The sequence below is a fragment of the Bradyrhizobium sp. P3_C3 genome, from assembly GCF_056402655.1.
This window is the reverse complement of the sequence record NZ_JBFUGY010000013.1, coordinates 295,207-320,646: the sequence shown is the minus strand read 5'-3', so window position 1 is coordinate 320,646 and position 25,440 is coordinate 295,207. Positions and strand designations below refer to the sequence as shown.

25 protein-coding genes are annotated in these 25,440 nt (G+C 63.7%); 5 read left to right on the top strand and 20 right to left on the bottom strand.

What is annotated here, in order from left to right:
* Positions 1–82 precede the first annotated feature (82 nt).
* From paaK to AC1DW2_RS17660, 14 genes are all read right to left on the bottom strand, one after another.
* The gene (paaK, locus tag AC1DW2_RS17725; RefSeq protein ID WP_477006758.1) at positions 83–1,414 is read right to left on the bottom strand and encodes a phenylacetate--CoA ligase PaaK; all 1,332 of its coding nucleotides are present in this window, start codon (positions 1,412–1,414) and stop codon (positions 83–85) included.
* Positions 1,415–1,454: 40 nt separating this feature from the next.
* Positions 1,455–1,904, bottom strand: a complete 450-nt coding sequence (gene paaI / locus AC1DW2_RS17720) for a hydroxyphenylacetyl-CoA thioesterase PaaI (protein WP_166350897.1) — start codon at positions 1,902–1,904, stop codon at positions 1,455–1,457.
* 55 nt (positions 1,905–1,959) lie between these two features.
* On the bottom strand, positions 1,960–3,042 hold the full coding sequence (gene paaE / locus AC1DW2_RS17715; RefSeq protein WP_477006757.1) for a 1,2-phenylacetyl-CoA epoxidase subunit PaaE: 1,083 nt from the start codon (positions 3,040–3,042) through the stop codon (positions 1,960–1,962).
* A 2-nt stretch (positions 3,043–3,044) separates the two neighbouring features.
* Positions 3,045–3,548 carry a 1,2-phenylacetyl-CoA epoxidase subunit PaaD gene (gene paaD / locus AC1DW2_RS17710; protein ID WP_208073308.1) on the bottom strand — a complete coding sequence of 168 codons (504 nt, stop codon included), beginning with the start codon at positions 3,546–3,548 and terminating at the stop codon, positions 3,045–3,047.
* Complete coding sequence (paaC, locus tag AC1DW2_RS17705) at positions 3,542–4,318, bottom strand: 1,2-phenylacetyl-CoA epoxidase subunit PaaC (RefSeq protein WP_477006756.1); 777 nt, start codon at positions 4,316–4,318, stop codon at positions 3,542–3,544. Before paaC ends, paaD begins: the two co-directional genes overlap by 7 nt.
* On the bottom strand, positions 4,318–4,605 hold the full coding sequence (gene paaB, locus AC1DW2_RS17700) for a 1,2-phenylacetyl-CoA epoxidase subunit PaaB (protein ID WP_477006755.1): 288 nt from the start codon (positions 4,603–4,605) through the stop codon (positions 4,318–4,320). The genes paaC and paaB overlap by 1 nt, the downstream gene beginning before the upstream one ends.
* 10 nt (positions 4,606–4,615) lie before the next feature.
* Positions 4,616–5,608: a 1,2-phenylacetyl-CoA epoxidase subunit PaaA gene (gene paaA / locus AC1DW2_RS17695; protein ID WP_477006754.1), complete on the bottom strand. Its 993-nt coding sequence runs from the start codon at positions 5,606–5,608 to the stop codon at positions 4,616–4,618.
* A 75-nt stretch (positions 5,609–5,683) separates the two neighbouring features.
* Entirely contained in the window at positions 5,684–6,550 is an 867-nt protein-coding gene (gene paaX, locus AC1DW2_RS17690; protein WP_166350890.1) for a phenylacetic acid degradation operon negative regulatory protein PaaX, read from the bottom strand.
* Between the two features lie 195 nt (positions 6,551–6,745).
* On the bottom strand, positions 6,746–7,516 hold the full coding sequence (locus AC1DW2_RS17685; RefSeq protein ID WP_477006753.1) for an esterase/lipase family protein: 771 nt from the start codon (positions 7,514–7,516) through the stop codon (positions 6,746–6,748).
* 201 nt (positions 7,517–7,717) lie between these two features.
* A complete protein-coding gene (locus tag AC1DW2_RS17680; RefSeq protein WP_477006752.1) occupies positions 7,718–9,004 on the bottom strand; it encodes a DUF445 domain-containing protein in 1,287 nt (428 codons plus the stop codon).
* Positions 9,005–9,166: 162 nt separating this feature from the next.
* Complete coding sequence (locus tag AC1DW2_RS17675) at positions 9,167–9,622, bottom strand: phasin (RefSeq protein ID WP_071915875.1); 456 nt, start codon at positions 9,620–9,622, stop codon at positions 9,167–9,169.
* Positions 9,623–9,822: 200 nt separating this feature from the next.
* Complete coding sequence (locus AC1DW2_RS17670) at positions 9,823–10,413, bottom strand: N-acetyltransferase family protein (RefSeq protein ID WP_477006751.1); 591 nt, start codon at positions 10,411–10,413, stop codon at positions 9,823–9,825.
* Positions 10,410–11,492 carry an alpha/beta fold hydrolase gene (locus AC1DW2_RS17665; RefSeq protein ID WP_477006750.1) on the bottom strand — a complete coding sequence of 361 codons (1,083 nt, stop codon included), beginning with the start codon at positions 11,490–11,492 and terminating at the stop codon, positions 10,410–10,412. The genes AC1DW2_RS17670 and AC1DW2_RS17665 overlap by 4 nt, the downstream gene beginning before the upstream one ends.
* On the bottom strand, positions 11,489–11,872 hold the full coding sequence (locus AC1DW2_RS17660) for a hypothetical protein (protein WP_477006749.1): 384 nt from the start codon (positions 11,870–11,872) through the stop codon (positions 11,489–11,491). Before AC1DW2_RS17660 ends, AC1DW2_RS17665 begins: the two co-directional genes overlap by 4 nt.
* Positions 11,873–12,036: 164 nt before the next feature.
* Here AC1DW2_RS17660 and AC1DW2_RS17655 point away from each other — a divergent pair, with 164 nt between their 5' ends.
* Both AC1DW2_RS17655 and AC1DW2_RS17650 read left to right on the top strand, forming a co-directional pair.
* Positions 12,037–12,951: an alpha/beta fold hydrolase gene (locus AC1DW2_RS17655; protein WP_208085629.1), complete on the top strand. Its 915-nt coding sequence runs from the start codon at positions 12,037–12,039 to the stop codon at positions 12,949–12,951.
* A gap of 128 nt (positions 12,952–13,079) precedes the next feature.
* Positions 13,080–13,544: a nuclear transport factor 2 family protein gene (locus AC1DW2_RS17650; protein WP_477006748.1), complete on the top strand. Its 465-nt coding sequence runs from the start codon at positions 13,080–13,082 to the stop codon at positions 13,542–13,544.
* Between the two features lie 99 nt (positions 13,545–13,643).
* Here AC1DW2_RS17650 and AC1DW2_RS17645 read toward each other — a convergent pair whose 3' ends face one another.
* The 6 genes from AC1DW2_RS17645 to AC1DW2_RS17620 all read right to left on the bottom strand — a co-directional run bounded on the left by AC1DW2_RS17645 (position 13,644) and on the right by AC1DW2_RS17620 (position 21,379).
* Entirely contained in the window at positions 13,644–14,318 is a 675-nt protein-coding gene (locus tag AC1DW2_RS17645; protein WP_085404381.1) for a spermine/spermidine synthase domain-containing protein, read from the bottom strand.
* 30 nt (positions 14,319–14,348) lie between these two features.
* Positions 14,349–17,585, bottom strand: coding sequence for a bifunctional cytochrome P450/NADPH--P450 reductase (locus AC1DW2_RS17640; RefSeq protein ID WP_477006747.1), 3,237 nt, complete (start codon positions 17,583–17,585; stop codon positions 14,349–14,351).
* Positions 17,586–17,717: 132 nt separating this feature from the next.
* Positions 17,718–18,713 (bottom strand): alpha/beta fold hydrolase, encoded by a 996-nt coding sequence (locus AC1DW2_RS17635; RefSeq protein WP_477006746.1) that lies wholly within the window; start codon positions 18,711–18,713, stop codon positions 17,718–17,720.
* Positions 18,714–18,723: 10 nt separating this feature from the next.
* Positions 18,724–20,274, bottom strand: coding sequence for a WS/DGAT/MGAT family O-acyltransferase (locus AC1DW2_RS17630; protein ID WP_028157105.1), 1,551 nt, complete (start codon positions 20,272–20,274; stop codon positions 18,724–18,726).
* Between the two features lie 46 nt (positions 20,275–20,320).
* On the bottom strand, positions 20,321–21,121 hold the full coding sequence (locus tag AC1DW2_RS17625; protein WP_477006745.1) for an esterase/lipase family protein: 801 nt from the start codon (positions 21,119–21,121) through the stop codon (positions 20,321–20,323).
* The gene (locus AC1DW2_RS17620; RefSeq protein WP_071915885.1) at positions 21,122–21,379 is read right to left on the bottom strand and encodes a DUF6489 family protein; all 258 of its coding nucleotides are present in this window, start codon (positions 21,377–21,379) and stop codon (positions 21,122–21,124) included. It abuts the gene before it with no gap.
* Between the two features lie 385 nt (positions 21,380–21,764).
* On the opposite strand from AC1DW2_RS17620, the gene AC1DW2_RS17615 reads away from it, so the two are divergent.
* The 3 genes from AC1DW2_RS17615 (at position 21,765) to AC1DW2_RS17605 (ending at position 25,427) form a co-directional block, all read left to right on the top strand.
* Positions 21,765–23,360 carry an ABC transporter substrate-binding protein gene (locus AC1DW2_RS17615; RefSeq protein WP_476076207.1) on the top strand — a complete coding sequence of 532 codons (1,596 nt, stop codon included), beginning with the start codon at positions 21,765–21,767 and terminating at the stop codon, positions 23,358–23,360.
* 104 nt (positions 23,361–23,464) lie between these two features.
* Positions 23,465–24,445, top strand: coding sequence for an ABC transporter permease (locus AC1DW2_RS17610; RefSeq protein WP_477006744.1), 981 nt, complete (start codon positions 23,465–23,467; stop codon positions 24,443–24,445).
* 10 nt (positions 24,446–24,455) lie between these two features.
* Complete coding sequence (locus AC1DW2_RS17605) at positions 24,456–25,427, top strand: ABC transporter permease (RefSeq protein ID WP_477006743.1); 972 nt, start codon at positions 24,456–24,458, stop codon at positions 25,425–25,427.
* Positions 25,428–25,440 lie beyond the last annotated feature (13 nt).

Sequence of the window (25,440 nt, the reverse complement as noted above, 5' to 3'; positions counted from 1 at the left end):
AGGATGCAGGCCCGCGCTGCAACATCCGGGCCTTCATGGTTCGAGACGGCGCTACGCGCCTCCTCACCATGAGGAGCGACAGCTAGTCCTTCGGCCGCTTGTCGTAGAGGCGCTTGGCCTTGCCCAGCGAGCGCTCCAGCGTGGCGGGGGCGACCACCCGCACGTTTGAGCTGATTCCGATGGTGTTCTTGATGTGGGTCGAAATGCGGTCGGCGTGATCGACGAGCCCCCGGCCGTCCCAGCTCTCCGGGCGCGCCTCGGCAATGATGGTCAGCTCGTCCATGCGGCCTTCGCGGGTGAGTTCAAGAATGAAATGCCCGCCGCACCAGTCGGTCGCGAGCAGCACCTCCTCGATCTGGGTCGGGAACAGATTGACACCGCGCAGGATGATCATGTCGTCCGAGCGGCCCGTCACCTTCTCCATCCGCCGCATGCCCGGCCGCGCCGTGCCCGGCAGCAGCCGCGTCAGATCGCGGGTGCGATAGCGGATCACCGGGAAGGCTTCCTTGGTCAGCGAGGTGAAGACCAGCTCGCCCTTCGCGCCATCCGGCAGCACCGCGCCGGTCTCCGGGTCGATCACCTCGGGATAAAAATGGTCCTCCCAGATGTGCAGACCGTCCTTGGTCTCGATGCATTCCTGCGCGACGCCGGGGCCGATCACTTCAGAGAGGCCATAGATGTCGGTCGCATCCATGTCGAAGGCGTCCTCGATCTCGCCGCGCATCGCATTGGTCCAGGGCTCGGCGCCGAAGATGCCGACCTTGAGCGAGCACTGGCGCGGGTCGAGCTTCTGGCGTTTGAATTCGTCGAGGATCGCCAGCATGTAGCTCGGCGTCACCGTGATGATGTCGGGTCGGAAGTCGTTGATGAGTTGCACCTGCCGCTCGGTCATGCCGCCGGAGATCGGCACCACGGTGCAGCCGAGTTTTTCGGCGCCGTAGTGCACGCCCAATCCGCCGGTAAACAGGCCGTAGCCATAGGCGTTGTGGATGATCATGCCGGTGCGGCCGCCGGCGGCGCGAATCGAGCGCGCCATCACCTCCGACCAGGTGTCGATGTCGCGCTGCGTATAGCCCACCACGATCGGCTTACCCGTGGTGCCGGAGGAGGCATGCACGCGCACCAGCTTTTCACGGGGCACGGCGAACATGTTGAAGGGATAATTGTCGCGCAGATCCGTCTTCACCGTGAACGGGAATTTCGAGAGATCAGAGAGTTCGCGAAAGTCGGACGGATGCGCGCCGGCCTTGTCGAAGGCCTGGCGATAATGCGCGACGTTGTCGTAGGCATGCTTCAGCGACCAGGCCAGCCGCTGCTTTTGCAGCGCCATGATCTCGTCACGTGAGGCGCGCTCATGCGCGTCCATCTCGGCACGATAGGCGTTGCCACCTTCCTTGAGCCTCGTCAGAGCCATCCTCGTTTCCCCACATTGGTTGGTTCTTTTTATTGGACTCTTACTGTTCTTGCGTCGGCAGCCACGTGCCGGGAATGACACGCGAATGCCCCCGGAATTCCGCGATGACGGTGTCGCCGGCTGTCACGCGCACGTCGTAGATGCCTGAGCGTCCGCTACGGCTGACCTCGCGCGCTTTTGCAACGAGGCGGTCGCCAAGCTTGCCCGGCTTGATGAAGGTGATCTGGCCCTGTGCCGCCACGACACGTTCATTGTGCGAATTGCAGGCAAAGGCGAAGGCGGAATCGGCCAGCGTGAAGATGAAGCCGCCATGGGCGATGCGCTGGCCGTTGACCATGTCCGGCCGCACATTCATCGCCAACGTCGCGAAGCCCGGACCGATCTCGACGATCTCCATGCCGAGCCCCTTGGAGGCATCATCCTCCGCCCACATCGCGTCGGCGCAGGCGCGGGCAATATCCTCGGGCGACAGGTTGGCTTTGACGTTCACGCGCTTCTCCCGGCCAAATGTTTGGCCATAATGCTCTGCTGCCCGGCCATAACTGTCAAACGTGATCGTAATCGACGACAACCCGCTCCGACGACGGCTTTGCCTGGCAGGTCAGGACGAAGCCGGCCTTCAATTCCCAGGGCTCCAGCGAATAGTTGATGTCCATCGGCGCCTCGCCCTCGACCAGCTTGGCGCGGCAGGTCGAGCACATGCCGCCCTTGCAGGCGAAGGGCAGATCGACGCCGGCGCGCAGCGCGGCATCGAGGATCGCCTCGTCCTCGGCAACCGGCACGTCGCGGCGCTTGCCGTCGATGATCAGCGAGGCGATCGCCCTCGGCGGCGCGTCGGGTGCAACGATCGTCTTCGGTCGCGGTTTGCCGCCGAATTCGGAGACGAAGCGCTCCACGTGGATGCGCCCCTCCGCGATGCCGAGATCCCTGCAAGTCGCCTCGATATCCTCGCTCATGCCAAGGGGGCCACAGATGAAGACATGGTCGACGCTGGCGGCCGGCACCAGCGAGCGCAGCAGCACCCGCACCTTGTCGCCGTCGAGCCGGCCATGCAGGATCGGGATGTCCTGCTCCTCGCCAGAGATGACGTGGAAGATCGAGAGGCGATCGACGAAGCGATCCTTGAGCTCCTCGAGTGCCTCCAGGAACATGATGTTGTCGGTGGCGCGGTTGCCGTAGAACAGGAAGAAGCGGCTGTCCGGCTCGCGCGCGAGCACGCCCTTGACGATCGACAGGATCGGCGTGATGCCGGAGCCTGCGGCAAAGCCGACATGGATGCGTCCGCTATCTGCCGGCGGGATCACGCCGAAGCGTCCGGTCGGCGTCATGACGTCGAGCTCGTCGCCGCATTTGAGTTCATCCGCCGCCCAGTTCGAAAATGCTCCGCCGTCGATCTTCTTCACGGCAATGCGGATCTCGCCATCGTCAGGACCCGAGCAGATCGAATAGGAGCGCCGGACTTCCTCGCCATCCAGCATGGTGCGGAGCGTGAGGTATTGGCCGGGCGCGAAAGCGTAGTCGCCCGCGAGTTCGCCGGGGACCGCAAAGGTGATCGACACCGCGTCGGCCGCCTCGCGGCGGAGGTCGTTGACGGTCAGGCGATGAAAGCGCGGTGCGGCTGCGGACATAATCAATGACACTTGAAATAATCGAAGGGTTCGCGGCAGGCCTTGCAGCGCCACAGCGCCTTGCAGGAGGTCGAGCCGAATTCGGACAGCAGCTCGGTCTTGTCAGAGCCGCATTGCGGGCACGCGATGGCCTGCTCGCCGAACAGCGCGCGGCGGGAGCTTGACGCCTGCGGTGGCGCGATGCCGTAGGCGTGCAGCTTGCGGCGGCCCTCCTCGCTCATCCAGTCGGTGGTCCAGGCCGGCGACAGCACGGTGCGGACTTTTGGCTGGCGAAAACCGGCGCGCTCCAACGCAAGCTCGATTTCGAACGCAATCATGTTCATGGCCGGGCAGCCCGAATAGGTCGGGGTGATCGCGACCTCGACATGATCGCCGTCGAGCACGACATCGCGCAGCACGCCGAGATCGGCGATGGTCAGCACCGGGATTTCGGGGTCAACGACGCCCGCCGCGGCGTCCCAGGCGCGCCGGCGCAGCTCACTGTCGCGGTCCAGCACTGTCACCATGTCAGCCCCGGAAAAGTACGCTGCATCGACTGAAGCTCGGACAGGACATGACCGAGATGCTCGCTGTGGCGGCCCACGCGGCCGCCCTGCTGCATCCAGACATTCTGCGGCAGTGTGAGTGTTGCTTCGCTGACGACATCGGAGAGCGTCTTCAGCCAGCGACCGCGCAAGGTCCCGGGATCAATCGCGATACCGGCATGGATCAGGGCGCGCTCTCCGTCATCGACGGCGAACATCTCACCGGTGAAGGCCCAGAGGTGATCGATCGCGGCCTGCGCCCTGGCGTGACTCTCACCGGTGCCATCGCCGAGCCGAATGATCCATTCGGAGGCGTGGCGCAGATGATAAGCGGTCTCCTTCTCGGACTTGGCGGCAATGGCCGCGAGCGTCGTATCGCGCGAATTCATCATCGCGCGCCAATAGAGGTCGGCGAAGGCAGAATAGAAGAACTGCCGCACCAGGGTCTGGGCAAAGTCGCCATTCGGCTGTTCGACCAGCAGCAGGTTGCGGTACTGCCTGACGTCGCGCAAATAGGCGAGCTTGTCCTCGTTGTTGTCCTTGCCTTCGGCCTTGGCTGCGTAGGTGTAGAGTTCTCGCGCCTGGCCGATCAGGTCGAGTGCGATATTGGAGAGCGCCATATCCTCTTCCAGCATCGGCGCATGTCCGCACCATTCCGACAACCGATGCCCGAGGATCAGCGCATCATCGGCGCGGCGCAACGCGTAGAGCACCAGCGGCGTTTCGGAGACCTGGATGTTGGCGACAAGCATCACATGTGCCCCACTTCCTCAGGCACCTCATAGAAGGTCGGATGCCGGTAGATCTTCGATTCCGCCGGCTCGAACATCATGCCCTTCTCGGCGGGATCGCTCGCGGTGATCGCGGTCGACGGGACGACCCAGATCGACAGGCCCTCGCCGCGGCGGGTGTAGATGTCGCGGGCGGCCTGCAGGGCCATGGTGACGTCGTTCGCATGCAGCGAGCCGACATGCTTGTGCGCGAGCCCGTTGCGGCTGCGAATGAAGACTTCCCACAGCGGCGTGTTCGGCGTGGCCATCTTGATCTCCTTATTCTGCGGCTTGTGCGGTCTGACGCTGCGCCCGCTTTGCGGCATAGCTAGCTGCCGCCTCACGCACCCAGGCGCCCTCATCGTGCGCCTTGCGACGCGCGGCGAGCCGATCGCGGTTGCACGGGCCGTTGCCGGCGAGCACCTGCTTGAATTCGGTCCAGTCGATCTCGCTGTAGCGCCAGTGCCCTTCGGCATCCTGCGTCATGCCGGGATCGGGAATCGCGAGGCCGAGATATTGCGCCTGCGGCACGGTGGCATCGACGAACTTCTGGCGCAGCTCGTCATTGGAGAAGCGCTTGATCTTCCACTTGGTCGAGGTATCGCTGTGCTGGCTGGTGGCATCCGGCGGGCCAAACATCATCAACACCGGCCACCACCACCTGTTCAGCGCATCCTGCGCCATCGCCTTCTGCTCATCCGAGCCCCGGCATAGCGTCAGCATGATCTCGTAGCCCTGGCGCTGGTGGAAGGACTCCTCCTTGCAGACGCGGATCATCGCGCGCGCGTAGGGACCATAGGAGCAGCGACACAGCGGGATCTGGTTCATGATCGCAGCACCGTCGACCAGCCAGCCGATGGTGCCGATATCGGCCCAGGTCAGCGTCGGATAGTTGAAGATCGAGGAATATTTGGCCTTGCCGGCAAGCATGGCGTCGACCAGCTCTTCGCGCGAGGTGCCGAGCGTTTCGGCGGCGGCGTAGAGATAGAGTCCGTGGCCGCACTCGTCCTGCACCTTGGCGAGCAGCGCCGCCTTGCGGCGCAAGGTCGGCGCGCGCGTGATCCAGTTGCCCTCAGGCAGCATGCCAACGATTTCGGAATGGGCGTGCTGGGAGATCTGGCGAGTGAGCGTCTTGCGATAGGCCGCCGGCATCCAGTCGTTCGGCTCGATGCGCTCCTCGGCATCAATGCGGGCCTGGAACTGCGCAGCCTTCGCCGCATCCTCGAGACCGCGATCGTCGGTCTCGGCCGTATTCAGCGCCTGGGTATACATGCGCATCCTCCCGTTTATTGGGAGGCAATATATAACAGAAATTACTTCATGCAAGATATTTCTGTAACATATAAATCAGGCCTCGAACCTCCGCTCCAGGAGCTTTCGAGCCGGCGGCAGTGGCCCCTTCTCGTTGGTTCCATGGCTATCAAGCCATTGTTCCGACGGCGCAAGCAGCGCGCGATAGACCTCGCCGCAGAGTTCACGTGCTGCCCTGCCAGGCCAGTCGCCCGGCAGCAGGCTCTCGGGCAGCAGCGGATCGCGCAACACAACGCGGCGATAGTAGTGGATCAGCAGGATGCGCGCGGTGAAGGCGTCCGCCTCGGACAGATCCGCACCGCGCGCGATAGCGGCACGGAGCGGCTCGAACGTCTTCATGAATTTCAGATAGGCGTCGGCGGTGCGGTCCAGCGGCCAGCTCGCGCTGAGCAGACGGCGCCCGCTGTCATCCTCAGCCGAGACTTCAAGACGGATCGCTCCGGCAGCCTCGTCCGGCACCGGCACACCTGATGGCGCGACCCACACGCCGGGCAGCGGACTGCCGAAGCCCGCGTTGCGCAGCGCTTCGCGCGAGACGTCGCGATCCTCGCCGTTGCCGATCAGGAGCAGCTCGAAGCGCCCGGTCCAGTCCGACGATGGCGGATCGTAGATGTGGCGCGTGGCGGCCTCGAAGGTCTGACTTCCTTTATCGGCCAGGCGATAAAAACTGTTACGGCCAACCTTTTCGCGTGTCAGCCAGCCATCGGCAGCAAGGCGTGACATCGCGGTGCGCACCACGCCGCTATCGATGTCCACACTCTCGAAGAACTCCAACAGCGTGCCGAGCCACACCGAGCCGCCGCGCGGCACGATGGCGTCGCCGAACACGGTGATGACGATGGAGCCCGTGCGTGACGGCTCACGCTTGAGCTGGTCGATGATGCGGGACAATGGATGCGCCATGCGCGAGGCATAGCGCGTTTGGTGCGGCTGCGACAATGGACGGGGGCGACAATCAAAGCGAGAGCCGGGCTCGATCCTTCGAGACGGCGCTTCGCGCCTCCTCAGGATGAGGTCTGATCGCTTTCGCGCGGCGTCACTAGTCCTCATGGTGAGGAGCGCGGCAAAGCCGCGCGTCTCGAACCATGCAGGCCCCGCTTACCGATGCGGATCGGGATAGATCATGCTGCGCCAGCCGCTGCGGTCGAACGGCCGCCACTGGCCTTCCTTCTGCGCGAGGCGGTCGGCGACCGCATAGACGGCGGCGGGATGATGGCCCATGCCGCAATGGCTGCTCTCGACCTCGATGCTCTCGGTCTGTGCGCCCGTCTTCTCCATACAGCCCTGCCAGGCGCAGACGCCGTCGGTGCGGCTGAAGATGGCGGTGGTCGGCACCGGCGGCGGGACGGCGAGCTCGCCGCCGAATTGCGGATCGACCTCGTCGGACTTCCGCCCGCTCGCCCATTCATAGACGCGCCAGGCATTGGTCGAACGGGGATCGCCCGCGAAGGGGCTGCCGAGCGTGATCACCTGGCGCACGCGCGCCGGCATCATCTTGGCGAGCTGGCGCGCATAGAGGCCGCCGAGGCTCCAGCCGACAAGGCTGATCTTGCAGCCATGCTTGTCGCTGAGCTCCTGCACGAGATCGACCATCGCATGCTGCACGCCCTCGCGCAGGCCGTAGTTGCGGCCCTGGCGCCAGCCGCTTGCCGCGTAGCCCTTGCTGGTCAGAAACGAGCGCAGCGCGCGCGTCGACGCGTCGGAGGCCACGAGGCCCGGGAACACCAGCACCGGATGCCCATCGCCGCGGGGCGCGAGGCTCAGCAGCGGCAGCGCGCCGAGGAATGCACCGAACTCGTGGATCGCGCGCCCTTCCAGGAACATCAAGGTACGGGACGGCGGACGCAGCGTCTGGGCAGTAGCGGTCATCAATGGTCCCCTGGGCAGAATTGCTGAAAAGGCTACCGGTTGCGATGCCGGCAAATGGGTACGAATTCCAACAGTCCGGCTTCTCGAACGTTCCGCAACGCAGCATGAATCAGCTAGGCGGCCGGTTCCAGACATTCAAGCGGGTGAAGCCCAAGGCGACAATAGGCCCGCAGGTGAATGCCAGCGTCAGTGACGCAAAAGTCACAACCATCGAAGCAGGAATTCTACGGAGTAGAGCGCAAGACCTGCGAGCCCGCCGATCAACGAACCGTTGAAGCGGATGTATTGCAGGTCGCGGCCGATGTTGATTTCAATCAGCGAAATCAGCTGCGCCATATCCCACGCCTTGACCTGGTCGGAAATAAAGGTCGAGACGCCGCTCTTCTGATCCGCAACGAAGCTGCGCAGCACCGCCACCAGGCCCTTGTTGATCTCGCCGCGGAGCTCGGCATCGCCGGCGAGCGCCTCGCCCGCGGCGACGAACATGCCGGCGAGATGATGCTGCAGTACCTGCGTCTCGCCGCTTGCGCTGCGCTCGATGAAGGAGCGCATGTTGGTCCAGACGGTCCGGGCGAGATCGGCAAGCTCGGGCCGGGCGAGCAGATCGCGCTTCAATCCGTCGATACGATCGATATAGGCTTGATCGGTGCCGAGCCGATCGACGAAGCCCAGCACCATGCGATCGAATTCACCGCGAAACGGATGTTTGGGATCGCTGCGCACCTCATTGAAGAACGCGGTGGCGGACGCCACGATCTTGTTCACCAGAAACTTGTCGGCGCGATAGAGCCTGAGCAGGGTCGGCAACTCCGCGCGCACCTTCTCGCGGATCATCGCCATCGTCTCGGTCTGGTTCAGCGTCTCGTGCATCACGCGCAGGAGATCGTCGAACAGGATCTGATGCCGCCCTTCCGCGACGAAGCCGCGCAGCGTGCCGGCCGCGAGCGGCGCAAGGTCGATCGCCTGGAGCTGCGAGGACATGCGGCGAATGATGAAGGTCATCAGACCCGAGCTTTCCGTCGCAGAGACGGCCTCCGGCAGCAGGCGCAGCGCGAAACGCGCGAGATCATCGCTGCGCTTGCGGTCGCGCAGCCAGTCGGCGACGAAGGAGCCGAAATCGATCTCCCTCAGCTTGGCCTCGACCGGGCGGGCCTCGAGGAAATGCACCTGGATGAACTCGCCGAGCTTGTCGGCGATGCGGGCCTGATTGCTCTGGATGATCGCGGTGTGCGGGATCGGAAGGCCGAGCGGCCGCTTGAACAGCGCGACCACCGCGTACCAGTCGGCGAGCCCGCCGATGGTCGCCGCTTCCGCGAAGGCCGCGATGAAGCCGAACATTGGATGCACGGGCACGAGCCATTTCGCGACGACGAAAAGGGCGAGCGTCGAGACCAGCACCAGCGTCGCCAGTGCCTTGACGCGGCGAAGCTCCGCCGCGCGTTCGGCGTCACCGGGGGTGTCGAAGGAGAAGGTAGCGGGCGGGGTCATCACTGCATCACCCTACTCGTCATTGCGAGCGAAGCGAAGCAATCCAGAGTCTTTCCACGGAGACGGACTGGATTGCTTCGCTTCGCTCGCAATGACGGCAGCGCAAAAACAAAGGCCCGCCGAAGCGGGCCTCAAATTTCAGTTTGTACTCAGGGTGCCGTATCAAGCGGTCTTGGTGTAGACCTTGGCAAAGTTGTCCTGAGCGGACTTCGCACCATTGGCAGCGAGCTTGCCGACATAGTCGGCGGTCGCCTTGGCGCGCGAGACGAAAACTTCGCCGCGGGCGCGGAGCAGGCTCGACTGGATCTCGACGGCTTCGCTGATCGACTTGGCGGACGCGAGCTTGTCGATGCCCGAGAAGAACGCCTCGGCGTCCTCGTAGATCGCCTGCTGGATGTTGCGGCTGATCTTGCCGGCCTCGGTGACGGACTCGGTCACCGCGTTCTCGACGGCGGCGGTCACGCGCTCGGAGCCAGCGAACACCTCGGCAGCACGGTCCTTGGCGGTGTTGGCGGACTTCTTGACGAACTCGCGGGCGGCCTCGGGAACTTCCAGGTTCTGGATGTTCTTGAAAGCGTCCTTGAAGCCCTCGAAGGCAGTGTTGGTTTCGGTGGTCATGGGGTTCTCTCCATCCTCATTGGGTTGAGCTATGGGCTCACCCCGTCCTCATTGGCCCGGGGCACGGCTTATATGACATAATTAATGGTGCGATGCAATATTCGTATTGCACTGCGATATCACGAAATAGTGAAAAGCCTTAATGTCAGGCAATCTGGCGCCCCTGTAGCCAATCGTTTCCCGGAAGACGGCAAGGCGCCTTACTGGACGGCACCCGGCAGCCCATAGGCCTCCATCTGGGCCTGTACCTGCGCAATATTGTGCCCGAGCACGACGATGTCGTGGGTCTTGCCGTCGACGTCCCGGACATGGTCCCGCAGCAGCGCCTCGGCCTTGAAGCCGAGGCTCTCGAACAGCGCGATCGCCGCCTGCTGGTCGACCGTCATCTGGACCGAAAGCTTTTCCAGGCCGGCGCCGAGCGCGAGCGCAAAGGTCTCCTGCGACAGCGCCCGCCCCACCCCCTTCCCGCGCACGTCGAGGGAAACAACCATCCGGATCTCGCCGACATGGGGCGACCAGGAGTGCGGGTCGCGCACCAGCGTGCCGCAGCCGACGACCTTGCCGTCCCTGACCGCGAGCAGGCTGGTAATCGCGCCGCGCTCGATCTCCTTGACCCAGGCCGAGAGCACCTTCGGCTCGCTGATATTGCGCGGCAGGAACAACAGGTCGTGGGTCGGCAGGCCCTTGCCGAAGGCAAGCACCGCGGCCTCGTCCGCAGGCGACATCAGGCGGATCTCGATATCGCCAGCGTCGGTCTTGACCTGACGCGGATAGGAACGCTGCTCACTCATGTCGATCTCTTCCCCAGCCAGGAATCCAGTTTCGGCCACAGCCGTTTCACAGCGTTGGCGCCGGCAACAAGCGAGACGTGACCGCCCTTCAGCATCACCTCTTCCTTGTCATCGGATCCGATCTTCGCGATCAGGTGCTTTGCGGCGTCATACGGCACGATGTGATCGTGCTCGGCGACCGCATGCAGGAACGGCACCTTGATGTCTTCGAGCTTCGCCGCGCGGCCGCCGACCGACATAGTGTCGTTGAACAGCTTGTTGTCCCACATCAGATCCTTGGTGATCGTGCGGAAATACTCGCCCGCAAGCGGCAGCGTGTCGGTCGCCCAGYGGTCGAACATGCGGTACGATTTCACGAACTCATCGTTCCAGATGTTTTCCCAAAGCTGGATCTGGCTCACCGTGCGCGAGGCCGGGCGCAGCATCTCGAACGAGGACAGGATCATCTCCGGCGGCACGTTGCCGACGCTGTCGACGAGGCGGTCGACGTCGAAATAGCGGCGGTCGGAGAAATTGGAGAACAGCTTCATCTCGCGGAAGTCGATCGGCGTGGTGAAGCAGATCAAATTCTTCATCGGCCCGTCCTTGTGGATCGAGCCGTAGAGCAGCGACAGCACGCCGCCGAAGCAATAGCCGATCACCGAGACGTCCTGCTCGCCGGAATCCGCCTGCACGCGGCGGACGCAATCCGGGATGAAGTCGAGGACGTAGTCCTCCATGCGCAGGCTCTTCTCCTCCGGCCGCGGCGCGCTCCAGTCCAGCATGTAGACGTCGTAGCCGCGCTTGAGCAGGAACTCGATGAAGCTCTGACCAGGCACGAGATCGAGGATGTAGCCGCGATTGGTGGTCGCCATCACGATCAAGACCGGCACGCGGTAGATCTCGTCGGACATCGGCCGGTAGTGATAGAGGCTCATGGTGCCGCGCGAATGCAGCACGTCCTTCGGCGTCGAGCCGAGCGAAGGGCCCGAAGTCGAGAAATATTCGACGCCCTTGATGCTGCGCTGGATGGCGCGCTGCACCTCGGACTGGATGCGATCCGGGAGCGATGCGAGATCTAGTCCGGTGGCTGCATTCATGTCTGCTCTCCGCCCTCGGACGGCGGGCGCCTGGTGCGCGGCGGTCGCAATGCCGTATCGGAGCCCTGAGATACGCCGGAACGTGCCGCCATCTCGCTCAGCATCCACTTGATCTCACCGATCTGGCCTTCGATGGCTTGCAACCTTTCGGCAAGGCCAGTGACCTGATCGCGGCTGGGCAGGTTCATGGAGACCAGATATTTTTCCATGAGCTCGCCGAGTTGCTTCTGAGCACTTGCAGCAACCCCTCCCGCGCGGTTCATCGCCTGTGAAAACTCGGGCGACGACATGGCCTGGTTGGCGAAGGAGTTGAACCCCTTCTCCATCTCACCAACCATCTTCTGCCACATGGCGACGGGGTCATTGGTCTTGTCGGTCATCGGCGTCCTCCTGAGATCGAGAGCTGCGATGCCCTTCTTTTTTCGCCATACCACACCGTTGCGAGGGAGCGGTCAACCGGCAGGTCGCGCGGTGCGGCGCACACGGCTTCATTGCGGCGGCAAACCGTGCGATACAGCATCGATCAGCAGGAGGGAACGCGCCCGTGACCACCCATCAGCCGCCTCAGACCATCCGCGCCAACGGAATCGACATCTGCTACGAGATCTTTGGCAACGACAATGCCGAGCCGCTGCTGCTGATCATGGGGCTCGGGGCGCAGATGATCCATTGGGACGATGCGTTCTGCGAGCAGCTCGCCGTGCACGGCTTTCGCGTGATCCGCTTCGACAATCGCGACATCGGCAAGTCGAGCCACCTGACGGGCGGCAAGCGCCTGACGCCGCTCGAGCTGCTGAAGCTGCGCTTCCTCAGGATTCCCGTGGCCGCAACCTACAAGCTGATCGACATGGCGAAGGACACGGTCGGCCTGATGGATGCGCTCGGCATCAAGTCCGCGCATCTGGTCGGCGCCTCCATGGGCGGCATGATCGCGCAGGAGGTGACGCTGTCGTTTCCCGAGCGCGTGCGCTCGCTGACCTCGATCATGTCGACGACGGGCAATCCGCGCGTGCCGCCGCCGACGCGCGAGGCCGCCGCGATGCTGATGGCGCCGCCGCCGCAAAGCAAGGAAGAGTTCATCGTCCGCTTCGGCCAGACCTGGAAGATCTTGCGTGTCGGGTCTTTTCCGGAAGAGGAAGCCCTCGACCTCGGCCGTGCCGAGCGCGTGTTCGCGCGCGGGCTCAATCCGGCCGGCGTCGGACGGCAGCTCCGCGCCGTGCTCGCCTCCGGTAGCCGCAAGGAGCGGCTGCGCGGCGTAAAAACGCCGACGCTGGTGATCCATGGCACGGTCGATCCGCTAGTCCGTCCGGAGGGCGGCAAGGACACAGCGGAGTCAATTCCGGGTGCAAAGTTGCTGATGATCGACGGGATGGGCCACGCACTGCCGATGCGCTTCTGGCCCGAGATCGTCGGCGCCATCGACAAGCACGCGCGAGGCGCGGCAGCGCAGGCGGCGTAGAGCGACGCGGGCAGTCTCCTCGCGGTGACCATGTGAGCCGCCGGTTACTCTCTTAACGCGAGCCGGTGCGAAAGCTATACAGGCCTTCCTCAATCGCAAGACAGAGGCTGCGGCCTCTCGGAGCTCACATGCATCTCGTCGTCCGGTCCGTCGCAATGATTGCGGCTTCCATTCTCATGCTGTCTGTCGGCAACGGCGCTGCGCTGGCCGCCAGCGCGCAGGAAGAAGCCAACCGCGCCGCCGTGCTGGGCTTCTACGAGAAGGGCCTCAATCAGAAGGACGCCGATGCGGCCCTCGCCTATGTCGGCAACCGCTATGTCCAGCACAATCCGAATGCACCCGATGGTCCGGACGGTTTTCGCAAGTTCATCAGCTTCCTGCGCGAAAAATTTCCGAACTCGCACAGCGAGATCAAGCGCTCATTCGCCGATGGCGACTTTGTCATCCTGCACGTTCACTCCGTTCGCGAGCCCGGCAGCAGGGGCCGCGCGATCGTGGATATCTTCAAGCTGGAGAACGGCAAGATCGTCGAACACTGGGACGTCGTTCAGGACATCCCGGAAAATCCGGCGAACAACAATACGATGTTCTAGAGCCGTAGCCCGGATGGAGCGCAGCGTAATCCGGGACCACTCTTTGCGGATCGACCGCCCCGGATTTCGCTTCGCTCCATCCGGGCTACAAATCGCCGCCTAGCTCTTCCGCGCAATCCAGATCACATGGCGCGCGCCGCCGCCTCGTCCGGTGGCCCGGACATTGACTTCGTTCACATCGAAGCCGGCGCTACCGAGGCGCTTGGTGAAGGCCGGGTTGGGTCCCGACGACCAGACGGCGAGCACGCCGCCCGGCCGCAGCGCCACCTTCGCCGCTTTCAACCCGCTCGCATTGTAGAGTGCGTTATTGCCCTTCCGGGTCAGCCCCTCCGGCCCGTTGTCGACGTCGAGCAGAATGGCGTCGAAGGCCGACCGCTGCGCGCGGATGATCTCGCCGACATCGGTTTCCCGGATCTTCACCCTGACATCATCGAGACTGTCGCCAAAGACCTCGGCCATCGGGCCGCGCGCCCAGGCGACCACCGCCGGCACGAGCTCGGAGACCACGATCTTCGCCTTGCTCCCGAGCACAGTCAGCGCTGCGCGCAGCGTAAAGCCCATCCCGAGGCCTCCGATGAGGACAACGGGCTTTGCGACCTTCTCGATCTGCTTCGCCGCCAGTGTCGCGAGCGCGGCCTCAGAGCCCGACAGGCGGTTGTTCATCAGCTCGTTGGTGCCGAGCTTGATGGAGAACTCCTTGCCGCGCCGCATCAGGCGGAGCTCTTCGTCGGAGCCGGGGATTTTTGCGGTGTCGATCTTTTCCCAGGGAATCATGCGAGAGCTTTAGCACGATCGGACGAACAATCACCCTCCCGCCCAGACATCCAGCACATACCGGTTCTTCGCACCCATCTCCTCGATCCAGCGCGCAGCCGCGGCGGCATCGCTGCCGCTCTTCTCGCGATGGATCGCGACGAGCGCGGCCTTCACATCGGGCTCCATCTTGCCGCCATCGCCGCAGACATAGATGATCGCGCCCTGCTCGATCAGCGGCCAGACCCTGTCCTTCTGCGCGGCAAGCATGTGCTGCACATAGGTCTTCGGTCCATCTGCACGCGAGAATGCCGTGAAGAGCTCGGTGATGCCGCTTGCCGCCAGCCCCTTCAGCTCCTCCGCGTAGAGAAAATCCTGGTCGGGATGGCGGCAGCCGAAGAACAGCATGGCCGGACCGAGCGCGGCGCCCTTCGCCTTGCGCGCAGCGCGCTCCTGGAGGAAGCCGCGGAACGGCGCAAGCCCGGTGCCCGGGCCGATCATGATGATCGGGACCGATGACTCATCCGGGAGCCGGAAGCCGGCCTTGGTCTCGCGCACGGTGGCATAGATCGCATCGCCCGCACGCCGGTTGGAGAGATAATTCGAGCAGATGCCTTTGTAGACACCGCGCCCGGAGGCGGCCGGCCCTTCGACCACGCCGACCGTGACGCTGCATCGCGCCGGGTCCACCGACGGCGAGGACGAAATCGAATAGTAGCGCGGCGCCAGCAGCGAGAGCATTTCCAGGTAAACGTGGAACGGCAACTCGCAGGCCGGATATTCGAGCAGCATGTCGAACACCGATTTGCGCCTGGCCAGAATCTCGGTGCGATAACGCTCGAGCGGCTCGGCCTCCTCGCCAACGAAGGCCAGCAGCTTCGGCTTGGTGACCGGGCAGCGGGTGTGCTCGGCCATGATCTGGATCTGCTTCCGTGTCGCCACCTGCTGCAGCTCGACGAACTCGCTGAGCAGGCGTCCGACCGAGACGGCATTGCCGACCGGCAGCTGCGCGCGCCGGCCTTCGGCGACCTGAAGCCTGATCTGGTCCGCCGGCAGGAAGCCGAAGCGACGGGCAACCGAATCCACCAGCGTCGGATCATTGCGCGGGACGACGCTTAAGTGATCGCCGACGCGATAGATGATGTTGGACGGCAGCTGCACCTCGATATGGCGCGTCGAACGCTCCGACGGATTGGCGCCGGACTTGTTCTGAAGCTCGTCATTGACCAGCACCTTCATCGCGACAGCACCGCCCTGCGCGACGATGGTGTTGACGGCGGTTACTGCGACAGGCTCGATCGTATAGAGCGGATCGTCCTCCGCGGTGCGGGTGAAATTCCAGTCGATGCCGAATTCCTTGGTGGCGACCTGCGCGGCCGCAGGGAACCATTTCTGGAACTGGCCGTCGAGATCGCTGCGCGCATCGCCTTCGCCGCGCGGATAGACCGGGCGCGCACCATGCTTCGACAATTGCTCGTCGATGAAGCGCGGCACCGATTGATAGGTCGCCGCCCAATCGCTGTTGCCGCAGCCGAACACAGCGTAGCGCACATTGGCAAAGGCATCCTTCGGCAGATCGTCGCCGAGCCATTTGACGAATTGCGTCGCATTGTCAGGGGGCGCGCCGTTATAGGAGGCGCAGATGATCAGCACGCCACCCTCCTGCGGCAGCTTGCCGACGTAATCGTCGAGCGGCCCGAGATGCACGGCAAAGCCGTTGATCTCGGCAAGGTCGGCCATGCGCGTTGCGAGCTCCTCGGCCGTGCCGAGGTTGGAGCCGTACAGCACCAGCATCGGCGTATTGTGGCCGGGCCGCGTCGTCGGCTGACGCGGTGCTCTCGGCGCTGAAACTGCAGCTGCGATCGGCCCGCCATAAGCGCCGCGCTCGCGATCGGCGCGCGGACGTACCTTGATCTTGAAGCCCTCCGGCTTCATCGTCAGCGTTTCCTTCAGATGCATCTGATAGCGCTGGTGGTCGATCAGCTTGAAACGCTGGAGGACCATGCCGAGCGCGAGCGCGGCCTCGTGCATGGCGAAGCCGCGTCCGATGCAGGCGCGCTGGCCGTTGCCGAACGGCTTCCAGGCATTGATCGGCCGCTTGGCCTCCGCCTCGCGGCTGAAATTCTCGGGATCGAACGCATCCGGATTCGGCCCCCAGACCGAGGGATCGCGATGCAGCGCCGTCACCAGGATGGTGATGAAGGTGCCCTTCCTGAGCCTGTAGTTGCCGCCGCCGATGGTCTCGTCGTTCAGCGGCGAGATGCCATAGGCCGGCGCCGGCGGCCACAGCCGCAGAGCTTCCTTGAGGATCTGCGTGATGTAGGTGAGCTGCGTCACCTGCTGGTAGGTCGGCTTCGCGTTGACGTCGGGGCCGAAGACGCGGTCGACCTCGTCATAGGCCTTCTTGAGAATGTCCGGATGCTTGAGCAGAGCATAGAGCGTGTAGGACAGCAGGCCGCTGGTGGTCTCGTGCCCCGCGATCAGGAACGTGTTGATCTGGTAGCGGATGTTGATGTCGTCGAGCTGCTCGCCGGTCGAGCGGTCGACGCCGGTCATCATCGCGGCGAGCATGTCCTTCTTGTCGTCGATCCCTTCCGCGCTCTTGCGGCGCTCGGCGATGATCTCGTCGACCATCTTGTTCATGAAGGCGACGTCTTCGGCGAGCGTCTTCCGGCGCTTCTGCATCCACAGCTGCTCGAACGGCAGGCCGCGCGTCATCATGATGGTTTCGAGCGAGCGCACCAGCGACTCGACGAAGGGATGGTAGTCGCGCCGGTAGAAGGAATTGAAGCGGTACTCGAAGCCGCACAGGCCGATCGTGTCCAGCGTCAGCGCGGTCATGTCATGGACGACGTCGATCTCGTCGTCGGCGTTGAGCCGTTCCCATTTGTTGACGAGCTGCTCGGCGATATCGACCATGCTCGGGTGATAGGACTGCATGGCGCGGTTGCCGAACGGCTGCAGCAGGATGTTGTGCGCCTTGCTCCAGTTCGGTTCGCGGGTGTCGGCCGTGAAAAGGCCGTCACCGCCGACCGCTCGCACGCGGCGCAGCGCACCACGCACCGTCTTGTCGAAGCGCTTCTCGTCGGACAGCTCGTCGACGAGATCGTGGCCGGAGACGACGACGATCGGCGAACCCATCATGTCGAGCCAGAAGATCGGCCCAAGCTCCTTGGCAAGCCGGGTCAGGTGCTGCACCGGCGCAGCCGAATCCAGCGACAGCATGTTGCCGACCACCGGCTTGGTCGGCGGCTGCGGAATCGGGTCCAGACGGTTCTTGGATGACATCGAAATGTAGTCCCCCTGCCTCAATGTTCGTCATTGCGAGCGAAGCGAAGCAATCCAGAATATATCCGCGGAGGCAGTCTGGATTGCTTCGTCGCTTCGCTCCTCGCAATGACGAGTTCGCAACGACGAGCGCTAACCAAACCGCCTTCTACGCCATTCGATCAACTTGGCGCTGACCTCTTCCGGCTTCTCCTGCTGCGTCCAATGGCCGCTATCGCGGACCAGATATTTTTCGAGATCGGGAATTAGCTTGTCCATGCCATCGGCGGAAGACGGCGGCAACACCGCGTCGTTCTCGGCCATGATCATCAGCGACGGTACCCGCACCGTGTGATCGAGCCCTTCGGCGCGAATCCAGTTGCGCGACATGTTGCGGTACCAGTTGATGCCGCCGGTGAAGCCCGTTCTGGTGAAATTGTCGACGAACACCTTTTTCTCTTCCGGCGACAGGATCGGCGTGCGCGGATCGTGCTTCGCGTCGTAAGCCGCAATCATCTGCGGAAACGCCAGATTGACCCGCGGCGAAGCGCCCACGCCGGCAATCACTTCCTCAGCCGGCGCATCGGGCGGGCGCGGCGCCGGCTTGCGCATGAACGCATCGAATGTTTGCTCGACGCGACTGCCGAAGATCCTGTCGGGTTCACGCGCCGGATCCTGGAACTGCACGATGTACATCTTGTCGCCGAAGCGAGCGCGCAGCAGCTCGATCGGATCGGCCCAGGCACGGTTGGTATGAGGCGTGTTGATGCCGACCACCCCCGCAACCCGGTCGATGTGCCGCAGCGGCATCTGCCAGACGATGAAGCCGCCCCAGTCGTGACCGACGAAGATAGCCTGGTCGATCTGGAGATGATCGAGGAGCCCAACGAGGTCGCCGATCAGATGTTCGATGTCGTAGGCCTCGACCGGCTCGGGCCGGTCGGTCGCGCCATAGCCGCGCTGGTCCGGCGCGATCACCCGGATGCCGGCCTCGCTTAGCGCCTTGATCTGGTGACGCCAGGAGAAGGCGAGTTCCGGCCAACCGTGGCACAGCACCATCGGGGGCTTGTCGCTGACCGGGCCCGCCTCGTAGTAGCCCATGCGGATTCCGTTCGTCTGCACGAACTTGAGCGGTGGCATCTCAATCATCGCAATATTCCTACTCTGCGGCGCCCTTGACATCGGCCGCCGGCGGCGCGTAGGCCGCCTCCAGCGCGGCGAACTCCTCCGGCAGCATGTCGCACATCACCTGCACGTGCGGAATGATGTTGGCGCCGACGATGAAGCCGAAGTCGAGCTGGTCGCGATAGCTCTGCACGGTGATGTTGAGCGCCTGTCCATGCGTCGAGATCGACACCGGGAAGATGTGCAACAGCTCCGCGCCGGCGGCATAGAGCGTCTGCCGCGGGCCCGGCACGTTGGACACCGTGATGTTGGCGGCCGGCGGCAGCACGTCCGACAGGTTCGAGCGGCTGTAGAGCAGCGCCAGAACCTGCACCATCATCGGCGCACCCAGCATCGAGATGTTGGAAATCTGCGGCATCAGGGCCCGCAACGGATGCGACATCTCCTTGGACTTGGTCGACTGCGCGATGATCGCCTCCAGCCGCGCCTTGGGATCGTCGATATTGGTCGCGATCGAGCAGATCATGCCGAACACCTGGTTGTTGGCCTCGGTGTTGCCTTCCTCGCGCAGCGAGATCGGCACGGCGGCAGTCAGCGATTTCGCCGGCAGCGTGCCATATTGCTGGAGGTAGCGCCGGACCACGCCGGAGGCGAGCGCCAGCACCACGTCGTTGAGCTTGCCGCCGGCCTGCTTGGCGAGCGCCTTTGAACGCGACAGCGAGATCGAGACGCCGGCAAAGCTGCGTTCCGAGGAAATCGTCTTGTTCAGCATGGTCGGCGGCGACACCATGCTGGCGAGGCTTTCCCGGGATTTCGGATCGGAGATTTTGCCGAGCACGTCGGAGACGCTCTTCACCATGGTCGGGATGTTGCCGGCGAAGCGCACCGCGCTCTCGATCTGGTACATCGCATTGTCGAACAGGATCGAACCGATGTCGCTCTTGCCCGTGCGCGGCAATTGCAGGTTCTTCGCGGCGGCCGAGGCATCGAGCGGCTGGGTGAAGAGCTGCTGATAGGAATCGAGCAGGTTGGCGGCGATGTCGCGCGGCTCCTGTCCGGGCTTGCTGCCCGCCGTCGGCGGATCGACCTTCCGGGGGGTGGGCGAGATATCGTAGATCATGTTGGTCAGCGCCGCCCCGGCGCCGCCGTCGATGGCGGCATGGTGCATCTTGGAATAGAGCCCGACCTCGTTGTCCTTCATGCCCTCGAACACGTAGAACTCCCAGAGCGGCCGGGCGCGGTTCAAGAGCTTGGCGTGCATCCAGCCGACGATGCGTTCGAGCGTGGCGCGGTCGCGCGGCTGCGGCAGGCTGGCGCGGAAGATGTGGCGATCGATGTCGAACTGGTCGTCCTCGACCCAGGAGGGATGATCGATATCGAGCGGCGCCTTCTCCAGCCGCGCCTTCAGAATCGGCGCGATGTGCAGGCGCGAGACGATCATCGCCTTGAAGTCTTCGAAGAAGTCGCCCTTGTAGTCGTCAGGCAGGCGAAAGATCGCCATGCTGCCGACATGCATCGGCATCTCCGGCGTTTCCAGATAGAGAAATGATGCGTCCAGCGACGACAGCTTCTTACCGTCAGCCATAGTTCCCTCCGCTCGTTTTGACGGGCGCCTTTGCCGGCGCTTCTCGTCAGGCCGATACTGCCCGTTCCGGCGGGGCATATGCAATGGCAAACGGCCCTGCCCGGTCAAAGGGCCAGAATTCCCCCTCCGGTTGCGCCAGGCGGTCCGCCACGGCCCACAGCGCCGCGGGGTTCACACCGAGCCCGATATGGCTCGCCAGATGCACCTCGATGTTCTCGGCACGGTCGGAGGGACGCAACAAGCAGGTTCGCCAGTTCACGATACCGTCGGCGCGCGAATAGATCGACGTCGCCGGCACCGGCAGATCGCCGGCGATCGCCTCGCGCAGTTCGGCAAAGTCCTCGACACGGTCGCCGGTCAGCGCTTCGTACAGCCGCGTGGCGTTGGTCGCCCGCACGTCGTTGGCAAACGGGCTGCCGAGCGTGACGACATAACGGACCATCTCGGGCGCCTGGAGCGCGAGATCGCGTGCATAGACGCCGCCGAGACTCCAACCGACCAGGCTGACCTTGCGTCCGCTCGTGGCGTGGATTTCGGCGAGGCGCGTGCGCAAGACTTCCCTCGTCCGCCCCAGCCCACCGAGATTGCGCCCCATCCGCCAGGCATGCGCCTCATAGCCGAGCTCGCTAAGATAGCGCCGCATCGGTGCCATCGAGAGATCGCTGGCAAGAAAGCCCGGCAGTGCCAGCACCGGATGGCCGTCGCCCCTGGGCGCGCGCATCAGGAGCGGCGACAGCATCAGGCTGGCGTTGAATTCGAACAGTCCACGCGCTTCGGCCAGCAGCATGCCGAGGCTCGGCGGACGAAGCCGGCCCGACACCTGCGGCTCGTCCGGCCCGGGCGGCATTTATTTCTTCTTGTCGCCGCTGCGCGGGCTGCCGAGGCCGGCCATGGTGACGAACATGTCCTGAAACCGCTCGGCGATCTTGGGATCGAAGGTGAACCAGCTCTGGATCAGCGATTCCGGCGAGACCTTGTCGATGTTGGACATCATCTGCTGTTGCAACTTGTCCATCACGGCGGTCTGCATCGGCATCACGTCGGGTAGCCCGAAGAACTGGCGGGCTTCAAGGGGGGTGCAGTCAATTTCGATGTTAACTTTCATGTCCCCTCCAGATGAGATTCGAGCGGCCTGTCGCAGTATCGCCGCGAGATGGTGTGCAACGCAAGCGACCTGAGGCTGGCGGCCGGCCTTGCTTCCGCGATCGGCGGATATGGTCAATGAAATCGCGCCCGCCATGAGCCCGCTTCCTCGGCGCCCGGCGGGGCACGAGGGCCCCGCGGCCGGGGACTTCACCGATCGAAAGTCGAATATCGCCCGCGAACCCCTCGCCGCCAGATTGTCGGCCAGCATTGCTGCACAGCGGCGCAACTTGGCGCGTTCCTTGCTGGAATGGCGCTTGCACGGGTCGTGAACTCTGGGCAACATGGATTGGGACGCCCGCCGAACAATCAAAAATCACGGCGCGGCAGAGTGGAGAGGGTCAAGAATGTCAGTCGGTCGAACTCTGTTTGCGGCGACGCTCGCCGGTACGCTTGCGTTGACGGTCTCGTCGGCGTCGAGCCAGACGCTACGTTATGCCAACCAGGGTGACCTGAAGTCGCTCGATCCCTATACGCTCAACGAGAGCACCACCCACGCCCATCTCGGTCACGTCTATCAAGGCCTCACCGCGCGCGACAAGGACCTCAAGATCATTCCGGCGCTGGCGGAAAGCTGGGAAACCCCGGAGCCGACCCGCTGGCGCTTCCATTTGCGCAAAGGCGTGAAATTCCACAACGGCGATCCCTTCACCGCCGACGACGTGCTGTTCTCGGCCGATCGCGTCCGCAAGAAGGGGTCCAACATGCAGACCCGCCTTGCTCCGGACGTCAAGGTGATCAAGGTCGACGACTACACCGTCGATTTCGTCCTGCCGTCGCCCAATCCCATCCTGCATAACGCGTGGGATGTCTGGTACATCATGGACAAGAAATGGGCCGAGGAGAACAACGTCGTCGACCCGACGCCGGTGGCGGCGACCACGCCGAGCTACGCCTCGCTCCACGAAAACGGCACCGGTCCCTTCATCATCGAGAGCCACCAGCCCGGCGTGAAGACGGTGTTCAAGGCCAATCCCAATTACTGGGGCAAGGTCGAAGGCAATTTGAAGGAGATCATCTTCACCCCGATCGCCTCCGACGCCACCCGCGTCGCCGCGCTGCTGTCGGGCGAAGTCGACGTCATCGAGCCGGTGCCGATCCAGGACATCTCCCGCGTCGATTCGAGCCCGAACGCCCAGGTGCTGAAGGGGGCGGAGCTGCGCACCATCTTCATCGGCTTCGATCAAGTCCGCGACGAGTTGCTCTATTCCAGCATCAAGGGCAAGAACCCATTCAAGGACATCCGCGTCCGCGAGGCCTTCTACAAGGCGATCGACATCGAGCTGATCAAGACGCGCGTGATGCGCGGGCTGTCGACGCCGTCGGCGTTGATGATCGCTCCGGAATTGTTCCTGCTGTCCAAGGAGTTCACCCGGCCGAAATTCGACCCTGAAGGCGCCAAGAAGCTCCTGACCGAGGCCGGCTACCCCGACGGCTTCGAGGTCACCATGGATTGCCCGAACGATCGCTACGTCAACGACGCCGCGATCTGCCAGGCCGTCGTCGGCATGCTCGCCCGCATCGGCGTCAAGATCAATCTGCTGGCGCAGCCCAAGGCGCAATACTTCGCCAAGGTGTTGAAGCAAGGCGGCTACCAGACCTCGTTCTACATGCTGGGCTGGACGCCGAGCACGATGGATTCCCACAACGTGCTCTTTGACATCATGGGCTGCCGCGACGATGCCAAATCCTCGCGCGGCGAAGCCAATCTCGGCGGTTACTGCAACAAGGAGTTCGACGCCATCACCGACAAGGTGCTGGTCGAAACCGACACCGCCAAGCGCAACCAGCTGATCAAGCAGGCCTACGAAATCGGCAACAAGGACTGGTCCTACATCCCGCTGCACCAGCAGGCGCTGGCCTGGGGCGTATCAAAGAAGGTCAACCTGCCGCAGCGCGCCGACAATCTGGTCATGTTCCACTGGGCGACCAAGAAGGAATAGCGACAGTTGAACACGAGGTCCCGGCAGCGTCAGGCTTCCGGGACCTTTCCTTTTCCGGCTGACAAAGACGTCAGCCAAACGCACACCCAAGGACAGTGGAAGGCATGCTCGCTTTCACTCTTCGCCGCGCCCTTCAGGCCATCGGCGTCATGTTCGCCGTCGGCATCATCGCGTTCTCGATGTTCCGCTTCGCCGGCGACCCGGTCAACCAGATCGTCTCGATCGATACGTCGGCGGCCGAACGCGAAGCCGTGCGCAAATCGCTCGGCCTCGATGATCCCGTGCCGGTGCAGTTCGTCCGCTATTTCGGCAACGCCGCGCAGTTCAAATTCGGCGTCTCCTATCAGTTCCGCCAGCCGGTCTCTACGCTGTTGATGGAGCGCATGCCCGCGACGCTGGAACTGGCGATCTGCGCGACCGTATTCGCAATGGTGTTCGGCATCCTGATGGGCGTCTATTCGGCGCTCAAACGCGACACCGTGCTCGCCAAATTATTCCAGGCGATTTCGCTGATCGGCATCTCGTTGCCGACTTTCCTGATCGGCATTCTCCTGATCTATCTGTTCGCGGTGACATTGGGCTGGTTGCCCTCGTTCGGTCGCGGCGAGGTGGTCAAGCTCGGCTGGTGGACGACGGGGCTGCTCACGCTGTCGGGCCTGAAGGCGCTGATCATGCCCTCGATCACGCTCGGCCTGTTCCAGATGACCCTGATCATGCGGCTGGTGCGCGCGGAAATGCTGGAAGTGCTTCGGACCGACTATATTCGCTTCGCTCGGGCCCGCGGGCTGACCACCCGTGCCATCCATTTCGGCCACGCACTGAAGAACACGCTCATTCCCGTCATCACGGTGGCCGGACTGCAGTTTGGCTCGGTTATTGCATTTTCGATCATCACCGAAACCGTATTCCAATGGCCCGGCATGGGACTTCTGTTCGTGCAGGCCGTGCAAAACGTCGATATCCCGATTATGGCCGCCTACCTGCTGATGGTCTCTCTGATTTTCGTCACCATCAATCTGGTGGTCGACATCCTCTACACCGTGGTCGATCCGCGCCTGCGCTCGACCATCGGCCGCGCGGCATAAGGCAGCCTCCATGTCCGACGTAGTCGCCTCAAATTCCGACAAGCCGAGCACGCTGCCGACGCATGCCGCMCGCGGCTGGCTCAGCCGCGCGCTCGACAGCGACATCTTCTATTCGTTCCGCCGCTCCAAGCTGACCATGGTGGCGGCGGCCATTACCGTGCTGTTCTTCCTGCTCGCGATCTTTGCATCGGCACTCGCGGTGCAGAACCCGTTCGATCCGGCGCAGCTGCAATTGATGAACTCGCGGATCTCACCGCTCTGGACCGCCGACGGCCAGAGCCCGTTCCTGCTCGGCACCGACGAGCAGGGCCGCGACGTGTTCTCCGCCATCCTGTATGGCTTGCGCATCTCGCTCGCCGTCGGTGTCGCCGGCGTGGTCTTCGCCGGCGCGCTCGGAATCGCACTCGGCCTGACCGCCGGCTATTTTGGGGGCGCGGTCGACGGCGTGATCATGCGGATCGCCGACGTGCAGCTGACCTTCCCCGCCATCCTGATCGCGCTGCTGGTCAACGGCATCGCGAAATCGATCCTCGGCAACCGGCTGGATGCCAACAGCATGCTGGTGGTGCTGGTGATCTCGATCGGGCTTAGTTTCTGGGTCGGATATGCCCGGACCGTGCGCGGTTCCGTGATGGTCGAGAAGAACAAGGACTACGTGGCCGCAGCGCAACTGATCGGCCTGCCCGCGCCAAAGATCATGCTGCGGCACGTACTGCCCAACACGATGGGACCGATCCTGGTCATCGCCACCATCAACCTCGCGCTTGCCATTATCACCGAGGCGACCCTGTCCTTCCTCGGTGTCGGCCTGCCCGACACCATGCCGTCGCTCGGTACGCTGATCCGCATCGGCAACAATTATCTGTTCGCGGGTGAATGGTGGATCGTCGCCTTCCCCGGCATCGCGCTGGCCGCGCTGATCTTGTCCATCAACCTGCTCGGCGACTGGCTGCGCGACGCGTTGAACCCGAAGCTTCGATGAGTATGCGTCGCCC

What these genes read in the sequence shown, in the direction of transcription:
- paaC (WP_477006756.1), bottom strand. Translation starts at nt 4,318, where the DNA reads ATGCTTGTCGCCAACATCCAGGTCTCCGAAACGCCGCTGGTGCTCTAC.
- AC1DW2_RS17625 (WP_477006745.1), bottom strand. Translation starts at nt 21,121, where the DNA reads ATGCCGCCCGGGCCGGACGAGCCGCAGGTGTCGGGCCGGCTTCGTCCG.
- paaX (WP_166350890.1), bottom strand. Translation starts at nt 6,550, where the DNA reads ATGGCGCATCCATTGTCCCGCATCATCGACCAGCTCAAGCGTGAGCCG.
- paaE (WP_477006757.1), bottom strand. Translation starts at nt 3,042, where the DNA reads ATGTCCGCAGCCGCACCGCGCTTTCATCGCCTGACCGTCAACGACCTC.
- AC1DW2_RS17680 (WP_477006752.1), bottom strand. Translation starts at nt 9,004, where the DNA reads ATGACCCCGCCCGCTACCTTCTCCTTCGACACCCCCGGTGACGCCGAA.
- AC1DW2_RS17675 (WP_071915875.1), bottom strand. Translation starts at nt 9,622, where the DNA reads ATGACCACCGAAACCAACACTGCCTTCGAGGGCTTCAAGGACGCTTTC.
- AC1DW2_RS17610 (WP_477006744.1), top strand. Translation starts at nt 23,465, where the DNA reads ATGCTCGCTTTCACTCTTCGCCGCGCCCTTCAGGCCATCGGCGTCATG.
- AC1DW2_RS17630 (WP_028157105.1), bottom strand. Translation starts at nt 20,274, where the DNA reads ATGGCTGACGGTAAGAAGCTGTCGTCGCTGGACGCATCATTTCTCTAT.
- AC1DW2_RS17650 (WP_477006748.1), top strand. Translation starts at nt 13,080, where the DNA reads ATGCATCTCGTCGTCCGGTCCGTCGCAATGATTGCGGCTTCCATTCTC.
- AC1DW2_RS17635 (WP_477006746.1), bottom strand. Translation starts at nt 18,713, where the DNA reads ATGATTGAGATGCCACCGCTCAAGTTCGTGCAGACGAACGGAATCCGC.
- AC1DW2_RS17615 (WP_476076207.1), top strand. Translation starts at nt 21,765, where the DNA reads ATGTCAGTCGGTCGAACTCTGTTTGCGGCGACGCTCGCCGGTACGCTT.
- AC1DW2_RS17640 (WP_477006747.1), bottom strand. Translation starts at nt 17,585, where the DNA reads ATGTCATCCAAGAACCGTCTGGACCCGATTCCGCAGCCGCCGACCAAG.
- AC1DW2_RS17660 (WP_477006749.1), bottom strand. Translation starts at nt 11,872, where the DNA reads ATGACCGACAAGACCAATGACCCCGTCGCCATGTGGCAGAAGATGGTT.
- AC1DW2_RS17645 (WP_085404381.1), bottom strand. Translation starts at nt 14,318, where the DNA reads ATGATTCCCTGGGAAAAGATCGACACCGCAAAAATCCCCGGCTCCGAC.
- paaK (WP_477006758.1), bottom strand. Translation starts at nt 1,414, where the DNA reads ATGGCTCTGACGAGGCTCAAGGAAGGTGGCAACGCCTATCGTGCCGAG.
- paaB (WP_477006755.1), bottom strand. Translation starts at nt 4,605, where the DNA reads ATGGCCACGCCGAACACGCCGCTGTGGGAAGTCTTCATTCGCAGCCGC.
- paaA (WP_477006754.1), bottom strand. Translation starts at nt 5,608, where the DNA reads ATGTATACCCAGGCGCTGAATACGGCCGAGACCGACGATCGCGGTCTC.
- AC1DW2_RS17670 (WP_477006751.1), bottom strand. Translation starts at nt 10,413, where the DNA reads ATGAGTGAGCAGCGTTCCTATCCGCGTCAGGTCAAGACCGACGCTGGC.
- AC1DW2_RS17685 (WP_477006753.1), bottom strand. Translation starts at nt 7,516, where the DNA reads ATGACCGCTACTGCCCAGACGCTGCGTCCGCCGTCCCGTACCTTGATG.
- AC1DW2_RS17620 (WP_071915885.1), bottom strand. Translation starts at nt 21,379, where the DNA reads ATGAAAGTTAACATCGAAATTGACTGCACCCCCCTTGAAGCCCGCCAG.
- paaD (WP_208073308.1), bottom strand. Translation starts at nt 3,548, where the DNA reads ATGGTGACAGTGCTGGACCGCGACAGTGAGCTGCGCCGGCGCGCCTGG.